Below are 12,745 nucleotides of genomic sequence, written 5' to 3'. Positions count from 1 at the left end.
CTGCGGTGCGGGTGGCGGGCGGATGCGGGCGGTCTGCGGTGCGGGTGGGCTGCGGCCGGGCTACACCAGCTCCGGCGCCACCCCGCGCGCCGCGGCCACCAGCTCACCGCTCACGACGAGGTCGACCGCGGCCTGGATATCCGGAGCGAGGTAGCGATCGGGTCCGGGCCCCGGCACGTTCTCCCTCAGCCGACTGATGACCGCCGCGGTGCTCGCCGCTGACGGCATCCGGCGCATGTCGATTCCGCGTGCGGCGGTGAGCAGCTCGATCGCGACGACACGGGCGAGGCCGTCGACCCCCCGGCGCAGCTTGCGGGCGGCGCTCCAGCCCATCGAGACGTGGTCCTCCTGCATGGCGCTGGTCGGAATCGAGTCGACCGACGCCGGAACCGCGAGCCGCTTGAGCTCGCTCACGATGCCCGCCTGCGTGTATTGGGCGATCATGTGGCCCGAGTCGACGCCGGGGTCACCGGCGAGGAACGGGTTGAGTCCGCCGCTGCGGGCCTGATCGAGAAATCGGTCGGTGCGCCGCTCGCTCATGCTCGCGAGGTCGGCGACGGCGATCGCGAGGAAGTCGAGCACGTAGCCGATCGGGGCACCGTGAAAGTTGCCGTTCGACTCGACCCTCCGATCGACCGTGACGACGGGGTTGTCGATCGCGCTCGCGAGCTCCCGCCCGGCGACGGTGGCGGCGTGGGCGATGGTGTCGCGCACCGCCCCGTGCACCTGGGGGGCGCAGCGCAGCGAGTAGGCGTCCTGCACGCGGGTGCACTCGTCGGTCTGGTGGGAGGCGACGAGCGGCGACCCAGCGAGGAGGGTGCGAATGTTCGCGGCCGAATCCGCCTGTCCAGGATGCGGCCGCAGCGCCTGCAGGTCGGCCGCGAACACAGCGGTGCTGCCGAGCAGCCCCTCCACGCTCATCGCGGCAGCGAGGTCGGCTGCCGTCACGAGCGCGCGGAGGTCGGTGATCGCGAGCACGAGCATCCCGAGCATGCCATCGGTGCCGTTGATGAGCGCGAGGCCCTCCTTCTCGCGCAGCTCGAGCGGACGGATGCCGGCTGCCGCGAGCGCGTCGGCGGCCGGCAGCATCCGTCCCGTTTCGTCGCGCACCTCCCCCTCGCCCATCGCCGCGAGGGCGCAGTGGGCCAACGGGGCGAGGTCGCCGGAGCAGCCGAGGCTGCCGTATTCGCCGATGACAGGGGTGATGCCGGCGTTGAGGAGCGCGGCGTAGGTCTCCGCGACGACCGGTCGCACACCGGTGCGGCCGGTGGCGAGGGTAGACAGGCGCAGCAGCATCGTGGCGCGGGTGACCTCGCGCTCGATCTCGGCGCCCGAGCTCGCGGCGTGGCTGCGAATGAGGGAGCGCTGCAGCGCGAGGCGATTCTCCAGCGGGATGAACCTCGTCGCGAGGGCGCCGAACCCGGTGGAGACGCCGTAGTGCGGGGTGGTGTCTTCGGCAAGGGACTCGATCACCGCGCGGGAGGCTGCCATGGCCTCGAGGGCGTCGGGGGCGAGGACGACGTGCGCGCCGCGGCGGGCGACGGCGACGACGTCGGCGAAGGTGGGGGCGGCGGCGGTGAGGGTGACGGCGGTGAGGGTGACCTCGGCGTGCCTGGTGATCGTGGTTGCATCCATGTCCCCATTAGATGTTTTGGTGGGCTGCCGCGGGAGGCATCCGAGCGATAAAGTGTCTGGGATACCAGACTGGAGCGCGATGGTCGACATTCCTGCGGCGCGCGGCGCGCTGCGCATCCTGACGCACCTCGCCCGGCAGAGCGGTCCGGTCGGGGCATCCGCGATCGCGCGCGACCTGGGGCTGCCGCGGTCGTCGACGTACCAGCTCATCCGGGTCATGCAGGAGGAGGGGTACGTCGTGCACTATCCCGAGCTGCGCGCCTATGGGCTGGGCTCGCTCGTGTCGGAGATCGGCTCGTCGGTGCTGCGTGCCACCCGGCTGGGGAGGCTCGCCCAGCCGCTCATCGATCGACTCGTGCTCGAGGTTGACGTGCCCGCGGTCGCTCAGGTTGGCGTGCTGCACGGGTCGGACGTCTCCTACGTCAGCAAGGCCGCGGGCCACCGCGCGCCAACGACGGTCGCGAGCGTCGGCGTGCGGCTGCCCGCACACCTGACCGCGACCGGGCGGTCGATGCTCGCGACGCTGCCGGCCGGGCAGGTGCGGGCGCTGTTTCCGCATCGGGAGTCGCTCGTCACGCGGCGCGGGCTCGGTCCGACGACGCTGCGGGCGCTCGACGACATCCTCGCGGCGACCAGGTCGAGAGGCTTCGCGGCCGAGGACGGCGAGATCACGCAGGGCTACTCCTCCGTCGCGGCGACGGCGACCGACCGCAACGGCTACCCGGTGGCGGCGATCGGGCTGACCTACCTGAGCGTCGCGGCCGTGGCTCCAGACGACATCGCGCGGCTGGGCGCGGCGGTCGTCGCGGCGTCGGCGGCGCTGACCGCGCGGCTCGGCGGGCACTGAGCGCGCTCGGCCGGATGGATGCCCGATCTCACGCAACACAGGAGAAACGGCGACACACCGAGTCGAGCGACCACCGAAACCGGCGTGTCTCCCGAAACACCTCGGCTACGTCACCACCGGGCACGTCCCCACTGAACACCTGCAGCCCCACGGATGCTGGCGGACACGCATCCGCGAGGCCCCGTGAGCATGCAACACCCATGCGCGAGGCTCGACGACCACGCGAACCAGCGTGCGCGAGGCTCGACGACCACCCGAACCAGCATCCGCATGCCGCCGCAGCCGCCGACCGCACGCACGCACGCACGCACGCACGCACGCAACATAGGAGAAACGGCGACACACCGAGGCGAGGAACCACCGAAACCGGCGTGTCTCACGAAACACCTCGGTTACGTGCCCACCCCACGCACAACGGGGCCGGCCCCGAAGGACCGACCCCGTCTAGTACAGCGGGTATTACTTGAGGATCTTCACAACCGTGCCGGCGCCGACGGTGCGTCCACCTTCGCGGATAGCGAAGCGGAGGCCTTCCTCCATGGCGATCGGCTGGATGAGGTTGACAGTCATCTCCGTGGTGTCGCCGGGCATGACCATCTCGGTGCCCTCGGGCAGCGTGATGATTCCGGTGACGTCCGTGGTGCGGAAGTAGAACTGCGGGCGGTAGTTCGCGTAGAACGGGTTGTGACGGCCACCCTCATCCTTGGAAAGGATGTAGGCGTTCGCCTCGAACTCGGTGTGCGGCGTGACCGTACCGGGCTTGACGACAACCTGGCCGCGCTCGACGTCCTCGCGCTTGGTGCCACGAAGCAGCAGTCCGACGTTCTCGCCGGCGCGTGCGTCTTCGAGGGTCTTGCGGAACATCTCGATGGCGGTGACGATCGTCTTCGACGACTTCTCCTTGATGCCGACGATTTCAACCTCGTCGTTCGGCTTCAGGATGCCGCGCTCGACACGACCGGTGATGACGGTTCCACGACCGGTGATCGTGAACACGTCCTCGACGGGCATGAGGAACGGCTTGTCGGTCTCGCGGACGGGCTCAGGAACGAACTCGTCGACCTGGTCCATGAGGTCGGCAACGGTCGCTGCCCACTTCTCGTCGCCCTCGAGCGCCTTGAGTGCCGAGACGCGAACGACGGGAGCGTTGTCGCCGTCGAACTCCTGGCTCGACAGCAGCTCGCGAACCTCAATCTCGACGAGCTCGAGGATCTCCTCGTCGTCGACCATGTCGGTCTTGTTGAGAGCAACAACGATGTACGGCACGCCGACCTGGCGGGCGAGCAGCACGTGCTCACGCGTCTGGGGCATGGGGCCGTCGGTCGCCGCAACCACGAGGATCGCGCCGTCCATCTGGGCCGCACCCGTGATCATGTTCTTGATGTAGTCCGCGTGGCCGGGAGCATCGACGTGAGCGTAGTGACGCTTCTCCGTCTGGTACTCGACGTGCGAGATGTTGATCGTGATTCCACGCTGCTTCTCTTCGGGCGAGTTATCGATCTGGTCGAACGCCGAAGCAGTGTTCAGGGTGGGGTACTTGTCATGCAGCACCTTGGTGATTGCCGCGGTCAACGTGGTCTTACCGTGGTCGACGTGACCAATGGTGCCGATGTTGACGTGCGGCTTAGTCCGCTCGAACTTTGCCTTCGCCAATGGGTCCTCCTCAGGACTTCGTCGTAAGAGCACGCGAAGGACGGATGTCGATCGCTCGTCTTACTGGTTTGGGGTGATATTTATGTTAGTTGGTTTCGTGCACGGTGCTGGACCTCGGTCGCAGGCTCCCTCGGCGCTGGCGTCGCGCAATCGCTAGCGCGATTGCCATAGCTCCAGCGCGCTACTCGCCCTTGTTCTTCTGGACGATTTCCTCGGCAACCGCGCGCGGCACCTCGGAGTAGCTGTCGAAGGTCATCGAGTACACAGCGCGACCGGAGGTCTTGCTCCTCAGATCACCGACGTAACCGAACATTTCCGACAGCGGAACGTTGGCCCGGACGACCTTGACGCCAGTAGCGTCTTCCATCGACTGGATCTGTCCACGACGTGAGTTGAGGTCACCGATGACGTCGCCCATGTACTCCTCGGGCGTGCGCACCTCGACGGCCATCAGGGGCTCGAGCAGAACGGGGTCGGCCTTGCGGGCCGCTTCCTTGAACGCCATGGAGCCGGCGATCTTGAAGGCCATTTCCGACGAGTCGACATCGTGCGCCGCGCCGTCGAGCAGGATCGCCTTGACGCCCACCATCGGGTATCCGGCGAGGATGCCGACCTGCAGTGCATCCTGGATTCCCGCATCGATCGACGGGATGTACTCCCGCGGGATGCGACCACCGGTCACCTTGTTCTCGAACTCGTACGTCTTGTCAGGCGTGACTTCGAGCGGCTCGAGCGAGATCTGGACCTTTGCGAACTGTCCCGATCCACCCGTCTGCTTCTTGTGGGTGAAGTCGTGCTTGGCGACGACGCGGCGAATGGTCTCGCGGTACGCGACCTGGGGCTTGCCCACGTTGGCCTCGACGTTGAATTCGCGCTTCATCCGGTCGACGAGGATGTCGAGGTGAAGCTCGCCCATTCCCTTGATGACCGTCTGGCCGGTGTCCTGGTTCTGCTCGGTGCGGAACGTGGGGTCTTCCTCGGCGAGCTTCTGGATAGCGATACCCAGCTTCTCCTGGTCGGCCTTGGTCTTCGGCTCGATGGCCACCTCGATGACCGGCTCCGGGAACGTCATCGACTCGAGGACAACCTGGTTCTGCGGGTCGCAGAGGGTGTCGCCGGTCGTGGTGTCCTTGAGGCCGATGACCGCGTAGATGTGGCCTGCGGTTACGGAGTCGACGGGGTTTTCCTTGTTGGCGTGCATCTGGAAGATCTTCCCGATGCGCTCCTTCTTGCCCTTGGTCGAGTTGATGAGCTGCGCACCCGAGTCGACGCGACCGGAGTACACGCGAATGTAGGTGAGACGCCCGAAGAACGGGTGAACCGCGACCTTGAACGCGAGAGCCGCGAAGGGCTCGGTCGAGTCAGGGTGGCGGACGATGATCTTCTCTTCGTCGCGGGGGTCGCGTGCTTCAACCGCGGCCACGTCGAGCGGGGTCGGGAGGTAGTCCACAACAGCATCCAGCATCGGCTGAACGCCACGGTTCTTGAACGCCGAGCCGCAGAGCACCGGGTAGATCTCGCTGTTGACCGTGAGCTTGCGGATCGCGTGCTTGATCTCGGAGACGGTGAAGTCGGTGTCGCCGTTCATGAAGCGCTCGAGGAGCGCGTCGTCGGCTTCGGCGACAACCTCGATGAGGGTCGCGCGGTACTCGTTGGCCTTCTCGACGAGGTCGGCCGGGATCTCCTCGATGGTGTATTTCGCTCCGAGCTCGACGTCACCCTTGGAGTCTCCGCGCCAGGTCAGCGCGCGCATCTCGACAAGGTCGACGACACCTTCGAAGGTGCTCTCGAATCCGATCGGGAGCTGGATGACGAGGGGCTTGGCGCCGAGGCGCTTCACGATCGTGTCGACCGTGTAGTAGAAGTCGGCGCCGAGCTTGTCCATCTTGTTGACGAAGCAGATGCGGGGCACGTCGTACTTGTCGGCCTGACGCCAGACGGTCTCCGACTGGGGCTCGACGCCCTCCTTGCCGTCGAAGACGGCGACTGCGCCATCGAGCACGCGCAGCGAACGCTCAACCTCGACGGTGAAGTCGACGTGGCCGGGGGTGTCGATGATGTTGATCTGGTGGTTGTTCCAGAAACACGTGGTCGCCGCAGACGTGATCGTGATGCCACGTTCCTGCTCCTGCGCCATCCAGTCCATGGTGGCTGCGCCGTCGTGAACTTCACCGATCTTGTGAGTGATACCCGTGTAGAACAGGATGCGCTCGGTTGTCGTCGTCTTGCCCGCATCGATGTGAGCCATGATGCCGATATTGCGGACCTTGTGCAGGTCGGTGAGCACGTCTTGTGCCACGGAGTTCCTCCGAAAGATTGTGAATGTGAGTGCTGGGTGAAGGAGCCTGAGACCTCGGTCGCAGGCTCCCTCGGCGCTGGCGTCGCGCAGTCGCTGGCGCGATTGCCTCAGCTCCAGCGCGCGCCGTTACCAGCGGTAGTGCGCGAAGGCCTTGTTAGCGTCGGCCATCTTGTGCGTGTCTTCGCGACGCTTGACAGCGGCGCCCAGACCGTTCGACGCGTCGAGGATCTCGTTGGTGAGACGCTCGGTCATGGTCTTCTCGCGACGACCCTTGGCGTAGGTGGTGAGCCAGCGGAGCGCGAGCGTGTTGGCGCGGTGAGGCTTGACCTCGACCGGCACCTGGTACGTCGATCCGCCGACGCGGCGGCTCTTGACCTCGATGGTCGGGCGAACGTTGTCGAGCGCCTTCTTCAGCGTGACGACGGCATCCGCACCGTTCTTGGTCGAGACTCCGGCGAGGGCGTCGTAGACGATGCGCTCGGCGAGGCCCTTCTTGCCATCAAGAAGGATCTTGTTGACAAGCTGGCTGACAATGGGGGCTCCGTAGACCGGGTCCGCAACAACGGGACGCTTCGGTGCTGGTCCTTTACGTGGCATTACTTCTTATCCATTTTCGCTCCGTAGCGGCTACGCGCCTGCTTACGATTTTTGACTGCCTGGGTGTCGAGCGCGCCGCGCACGATCTTGTAACGCACGCCGGGGAGGTCTTTCACTCGTCCGCCGCGGACGAGCACCATCGAGTGCTCCTGGAGGTTGTGTCCTTCGCCGGGAATGTAGGCGGTGACCTCGGTACCGTTGCTCAGCTTGACACGGGCGACCTTGCGCAGAGCCGAGTTCGGCTTCTTCGGGGTGGTCGTGTAAACACGGGTGCACACACCGCGCTGCTGGGGGTTGGCCTTGAGGGCGGGCGCCTTGGTCTTGACGACCTTAGGGGTGCGACCCTTCCGGACCAACTGCTGAATGGTTGGCACTACATACTCCTTGTGATGACTGCACGGTGACAGTTGTTGCTTGTTTCGCATTCGAGCACGTGCGTCACCGCGCGGTTCGAGTTCAGATGGACCCGACTGGCGAACACAGAGGAGGCCTCTGTTTTCGCCGGTGGGTATGCCGTGGGGGCTGGATGTGGCCCAACATGGAGAGCGGTTATCGCGGCCCGCAACGACTGTTTCGTTACGAGCGCACGGCAAAACGCACACCGGTAAACCTTAGCCCGCGCGGGCGCCGTGGTCAAATGACGACGGGCATGGGGCGGGTGGCGGATGCTGGCGCCGGCGCGGTCGTCACTCCACCGGGCGTGCACGTTCCGCGAGACCGGCGAGGCCCACCACGACACCGGCGATCACGGCCGACGAGAGCACGAACGGGCTCAGCAGGTAGGTGCCGAAGAAGACCGGAATCACGGCAAGGTTTTCCCGCACGATCGAGTAGAGGATCGCGCCGACCGCCGGGGACGCGATGAGTGTCCAGAGCGATGCTGAGAGCGCGCGCAGCCCCAGACCGAGCGGCATTCGTCGGAACACGAACGAGAACACGACCCCGCAGGTCGCGACCGCCATGACCGGACCGACAAGCGTTCCGGCATCCGGCAGCTCGACGAGGTCACGATCGAGGAACAGGCTGAGGAACCCGCCGACGAAGACGAGCAGCGCCACCGCGAGCACCGTGGCGCCGAGCGCCAGGAGCCCGCGGCTCGGCGGGTCAGGCTGCGTAGGAGCGGTCATACTCCGCGCGGTGCGCGGCGGTCGCTTTGTCGAACTCCTCGCGCGCGGTGAGGTTGCGGGACTTCATGCGGCGTCCGCGCGAGCTGATGGCGGCGCCGATCCACATCGAGGTCTCGCGGGCGACAAGCGCTGCGGCGATCACGAACGGGTTGACGGCGTAGGCGGCGAACGCGGCCGCCGCTGCGGACGGGGTCATCGCGAAGACGTTCTCGGTGAGCAGCTGCACGCCGATCGTGCCGAAGTACACGATCGCGCCGACGATGAGGCTGCCGAGCACGAAGGCCCACCAGGCGGCGCGGTTCACGAGGAGCACGACGAGGACGAACCCGACGACAAACAGGATGCCGGGAACGTAGAACACCGGGTCGGTGAGGAACCGGAGCACCGTCTCGAGCACGTTCTGCTGTGGGGCTGCGATCGCGACGATGATCGTGGCGACGAGCGCATAGAGAATGCCGAAGATGACGACCGAGACGACGGCGATAAGCGATCCGATGCCGCGGTTGCCTTTGCGCTTGGGCTCGACCGGCGCCGGTGGCACGAAGATGCGCTCCGGCTGCTGCGCTGCGGGCACCGTGGGAACGGTGGGCTGTGATCGGGTCGGCTCGTCGCGCTGGATCACCGCGGTCTGCTGGGCGGCGGCCTGCTGGGCTTCCGTCTGCTGGGCGTCCGTCTGCTGGGCGTCCGTCTGCTGGGCCGCACCAGGCTGGGCTTCCTCGCGTGCCTCAACCCGCGGGGCGTCAACCCGCTGGGCGTCGGCACGCTGGGCGTCGGCCCGCTGGGCGTCGACGGTCTGGGCGGGGACGGTACGCTCGGCGTCGGTCTGCTCGGCGTCGGACTGACCCGCGTCGCGTTCCCCTGTCGCAGCCGTTGCCGGCTCCGAGCCGGTGGAGCGCGACGCGTCAGGCGCGAAGCGCGAGTCGTCCGACGCGGCCACTGGGGTGTGGTCCGCGGAGTCGTTGGTGACGCGCGCCGAAACCGGCTCCTCGACGGTCAGCTCGGAGTCGCGCTCGGCATCGACCGACGTGTTCTGGTTGGCATCCGTCTCGTTCGCACGCGTCGCCGGAACGCGCACCGGAGGCGGAACGAGCGGCGGCGGCGTGTTCGCTGGGCGGTCGTTGTTCTCATCGCTCACGGAAGGACACTCCTCGGTTGATGGCGCGGCTGTGCTGCCGAATCGCTATCAGCCTAGCAACGGAGCGCCACTCCTCCGGCGAGACGCGGCGTGAGTCGCGGTTCAGCCGGCACCCTCACCGGCCGCCGCATCGGGCACCACACCCGACGGGTCGCCGAACACGTAGATGTAGCCGGTGACGACTCCGGTGACGACTCCGGTCGACTCGTCCGTCGAGATGTTGACCCCCGTGACCAAGAAGAGCCGCTCGCTCCCTTGGAGCTGCCCCGTAAAGGCCACGACCTGGTCGAACGTGCCGTCGGCGGTCACGGTGACCGGAATCAGGGTGAAATTGAGGGCGGTGACCGAGTCAGCATTCGGGATGCTCGAGGTCGACAGAACCGGAACGACAGGCGCTGCGGCCGCAGGGTCCGCGGCGGCGGCATCCACCTCACCGTTGCCCTCCGCGGTCGCGACCGCGCCCTCTTCGGAGACCGGTGCTTCGATGGGTTCGGGAACCACGGGGGCGTAGGGCACGGGGTCGGCCACCGAGACATCGGTGACGAAGCTGCCGGAGGCGTTCTGCGCGCTGGTGATCGTCTGGAGGAAGTTCGCCATCTCGGGCCCCTCCGGCACGGATCGTCGTATCGCGGCGAACTCTGCCGAGATCGCGGGCAATTCGACGTATCGCGCCTGAAGGTCAGCGAGTGTCTGCTCGTTCTGGACGTTCTGTTGCTCGACGGTCGCGCGATCAGAGTGCGCCTTAGCGGCGATGGCGAGCATCGGTGCGACCCCGATGAACCAGCCCCCCACGAGGATCACCACCGAGAGCAGCAGCGATCCGATAATCCATACCCTGTTGTTGTTCACTTCGAGTCCTCTTCAATTGCTGCTGCCGCGTCGTCTGCTGCTGCCGCGTCATCGATCGCCTCGTCGGCGGGCGGCGCAAACCGGTTGGCGTACGCGCGGGAGTCGATGTGCATGGTCACCGACGTTTCGTAGAGCGCTGCGGTGCCATCCCACGCGATCGTCCCCGGAGTGGCATCGACGAACCCGGTGACGCCGGCGAGTGCCCGGAGCCAGGCTTCGACGTCGGGCATCGCGGGACTCGACAGGGCGAGGACGATTGTCGCAACCCTGGGACCCTGCAGCGGCGCTATCGCGCGCGGGTACGGAAGAAGCGGGGTGCTCGATTCGATCACGACCCCCGTGATCGACAGGCCCGATGGCAGGGCTCCGCGCAGCTCGGAGATATATGGCTGCCACGAGATCTCGGTCGCGCTGCCGACCTGTCTCGCGGCGGTCGCAATATCCAGTTGCTGCTGCACGAGCTGCACCTCGATGAACTCGCCCTGCTGCTGGATGAGCGACGCGGTTCTGTCCTGCTCGGCCTCGAGCTTGTCGGCACTCGCCGTGGCCCGGACATTAGCGAGAGTGATCCCTCCGGCGCAGACGAGTGCGGCGACCACCACGACGCCGACGAGCGCTCGCCGGGTGCTGTACGACTTAGCGCGAGCCGAGACCTCCGGTGGGAGAAGCGCGATTCGGGCCTCTCCACCGATGACGAGCTTCGGGTCGTTCCTGGATGAGAGGTTCATGCGACACTCCTCAGCGCGAGTCCGAGCGCGACGGTCATGGCACTCGTGTTCACGGCTGGCAACGACTGCTTTCGCGCGTTCTTTCCCACGGTGACGTTCTCGAACGGATCGTCGAGCAACACCTCGCTGCGGGTCAGCTCAGCGAGCGCGAGAGCAAAGCTCGTCATAGAAGAACCCCCTCCGCTCAGGAGCACACGATCGATATGCTGCCCGGGCCGAGTGTTGACGAAGAAGCTCAGGGTGCTGCGCAGGCTATTGAGCAGCTCGCTCGTCAGCTCGTAGATGATTTCGGCCGCTTCGAGGTTCTCGGGTGCAACGGCCCCGGGAGAAAACCCGAGTTGGCGCTTGCCGACCTCGGCCTGCTCGAGGGTGATGCCGAGCCGCCCGGCGAGGGCGCGCGTGACATCCGCACCGCCCGCGGGAATGATCCGCACGAACTGCGGAACCCCGTCTTTCGTGATCAGCACGTTGGTCGTGTTCGATCCCACGTCGACGAGGGCGACGGTGCCGCCGACCATTGACCCGCGTGCGAGCACGCGATTGAGGGCGAACGGGATGAGGTCGACCTCGATCGGTGTGAGGCCGGCGAGCATCACGGCCGTAACGTTGGACATCACCGCGTCCTTGACCGCTGCGACAAGAAGCCCGTTGACCACGGGTCCGGTCTCGCTCGAGCCCTCAGACACCGGATAAAAGTCGAGCAAAGCGTCGGCGACGGGCACGGGCAGCATGTCCTGCACCTGGAACGGCAGGGCCGCGCGGATCTCCTTCTTGCTGAGCTTGGGAACTGTGAGGTCGCGCACGAGCACCTTTGGGTTGCCGACTCCGAGCACGACCTTCCTGCTCGTGAATCCGCCGACCGACCACAGCTGGCGAAGCGCGGCCGCAACGGTGTTGACCTCCGCCACCTCGCCGTTTTTGACCGCGCCTTCTGGCAGCGGCACTGAGTGGTATCGCACGACGGTGGCACTCCCCCTCTTGCCGCGGCTCACCTCGACCGCTCTGATCGATCCGGAGCCGATGTCGACTCCGACTGTTCGTGTACCCATATTTCCCCCTAGGTGATTCCGACAAAGCCGAGATAGCTGTTCGCAATCTCGTTCCCAAAAAATGTGGAGAGTAGTGCGCCGGCGAGCATCCAAGGCCCGAACGGGATGCCGCTGCGGCGTCCGGCCCTGCGTGTTACAAGCAGGGCGACCGCGTAGATGCCTCCGAGCAGGAAGGGCGCGAACGCGCCGACCACCAGCTCGCCCCACCCCAGCCAGCCCAGGAAGAGGCCGAGCACTCCGGCGAGTTTCACATCGCCGAGGCCCATCCCCTTCGGATAGACGATCACGAGGGTGAAGTAAAAGGCGAACAGTGCAACGCCGCCGATCGCGGCGCGCGCGAGCATCCACCAGTCGCCGGTTGCCGCCGTGGCGATGGTGAGAAGCACGAGCGCGACGACGTAGGACGGCAGCACGATGAGGTTGGGTAGCCTCTGCGTGTCGATGTCGATGAGTGACAGCGCAACCGCAATCGCGGTGAGGTAGAGAAAGGCGGGTAGGGCCGCGACGCTGGGAAGCTCGAAGCCGAATCTCACCGCGACAAGAACGAAGAGCATCGCCGTGCCAGCCTCGACGGCTGGGTAGCGCCACGAGATCGGCTCGCCGCAGTCGCGGCATTCGCCTCGAAGAAGAAGCCAGGAGAGAACTGGGACGTTTTCCCGCCATCGGATGCGGTTGCCGCAGATCGGACAGGAACTCGGCGGATGGTTGACCGACTCCCGACGCGGTACTCGCCAGATGACGACGTTAAGGAAGGAACCGATGGCGAGGCCGAGAAGGCCGACGATCACGAGAAGGGCGATCATCACCGAACCCCTCCACCCCTCTG

12 protein-coding genes are annotated in these 12,745 nt (G+C 66.3%); 1 reads left to right on the top strand and 11 read right to left on the bottom strand.

Annotation, left to right across the window (positions count from 1 at the left end):
• Positions 1–60: 60 nt before the first annotated feature.
• Positions 61–1,635: a histidine ammonia-lyase gene (gene hutH, locus BHD05_RS04620; protein WP_161885394.1), complete on the bottom strand. Its 1,575-nt coding sequence runs from the start codon at positions 1,633–1,635 to the stop codon at positions 61–63.
• Positions 1,636–1,714: 79 nt separating this feature from the next.
• Between hutH and BHD05_RS04615 the strand changes: the two genes are divergently transcribed.
• Positions 1,715–2,482, top strand: coding sequence for an IclR family transcriptional regulator (locus BHD05_RS04615; protein WP_161885393.1), 768 nt, complete (start codon positions 1,715–1,717; stop codon positions 2,480–2,482).
• Between the two features lie 459 nt (positions 2,483–2,941).
• Here BHD05_RS04615 and tuf read toward each other — a convergent pair whose 3' ends face one another.
• From tuf to BHD05_RS04565, 10 genes are all read right to left on the bottom strand, one after another.
• Positions 2,942–4,135, bottom strand: a complete 1,194-nt coding sequence (gene tuf / locus BHD05_RS04610; protein ID WP_161885392.1) for an elongation factor Tu — start codon at positions 4,133–4,135, stop codon at positions 2,942–2,944.
• Between the two features lie 181 nt (positions 4,136–4,316).
• Complete coding sequence (gene fusA, locus BHD05_RS04605; RefSeq protein ID WP_161885391.1) at positions 4,317–6,434, bottom strand: elongation factor G; 2,118 nt, start codon at positions 6,432–6,434, stop codon at positions 4,317–4,319.
• A 126-nt stretch (positions 6,435–6,560) separates the two neighbouring features.
• Positions 6,561–7,031 (bottom strand): 30S ribosomal protein S7, encoded by a 471-nt coding sequence (rpsG, locus tag BHD05_RS04600; protein WP_161885390.1) that lies wholly within the window; start codon positions 7,029–7,031, stop codon positions 6,561–6,563.
• Positions 7,031–7,405 (bottom strand): 30S ribosomal protein S12, encoded by a 375-nt coding sequence (gene rpsL / locus BHD05_RS04595; protein ID WP_055857271.1) that lies wholly within the window; start codon positions 7,403–7,405, stop codon positions 7,031–7,033. Before rpsL ends, rpsG begins: the two co-directional genes overlap by 1 nt.
• A 312-nt stretch (positions 7,406–7,717) precedes the next feature.
• Positions 7,718–8,158 carry a DUF6121 family protein gene (locus BHD05_RS04590; protein WP_161885389.1) on the bottom strand — a complete coding sequence of 147 codons (441 nt, stop codon included), beginning with the start codon at positions 8,156–8,158 and terminating at the stop codon, positions 7,718–7,720.
• A complete protein-coding gene (locus BHD05_RS04585) occupies positions 8,136–9,293 on the bottom strand; it encodes a prolipoprotein diacylglyceryl transferase (RefSeq protein WP_161885388.1) in 1,158 nt (385 codons plus the stop codon). Before BHD05_RS04585 ends, BHD05_RS04590 begins: the two co-directional genes overlap by 23 nt.
• Positions 9,294–9,395: 102 nt before the next feature.
• Positions 9,396–10,142: a hypothetical protein gene (locus tag BHD05_RS04580; protein WP_161885387.1), complete on the bottom strand. Its 747-nt coding sequence runs from the start codon at positions 10,140–10,142 to the stop codon at positions 9,396–9,398.
• Positions 10,139–10,870 (bottom strand): hypothetical protein, encoded by a 732-nt coding sequence (locus BHD05_RS04575; protein ID WP_161885386.1) that lies wholly within the window; start codon positions 10,868–10,870, stop codon positions 10,139–10,141. Before BHD05_RS04575 ends, BHD05_RS04580 begins: the two co-directional genes overlap by 4 nt.
• The gene (pilM, locus tag BHD05_RS04570) at positions 10,867–11,919 is read right to left on the bottom strand and encodes a type IV pilus assembly protein PilM (protein WP_161885385.1); all 1,053 of its coding nucleotides are present in this window, start codon (positions 11,917–11,919) and stop codon (positions 10,867–10,869) included. Before pilM ends, BHD05_RS04575 begins: the two co-directional genes overlap by 4 nt.
• A gap of 8 nt (positions 11,920–11,927) precedes the next feature.
• Positions 11,928–12,722 carry a prepilin peptidase gene (locus tag BHD05_RS04565; RefSeq protein ID WP_161885384.1) on the bottom strand — a complete coding sequence of 265 codons (795 nt, stop codon included), beginning with the start codon at positions 12,720–12,722 and terminating at the stop codon, positions 11,928–11,930.
• Positions 12,723–12,745: the final 23 nt, after the last annotated feature.

It is taken from the genome of Marisediminicola antarctica, from assembly GCF_009930795.1.
Lineage (GTDB): Bacteria > Actinomycetota > Actinomycetes > Actinomycetales > Microbacteriaceae > Marisediminicola > Marisediminicola antarctica.
Note: the sequence above shows the minus strand (reverse complement) of the source record. Positions and strands in the feature narration are given on the sequence as shown.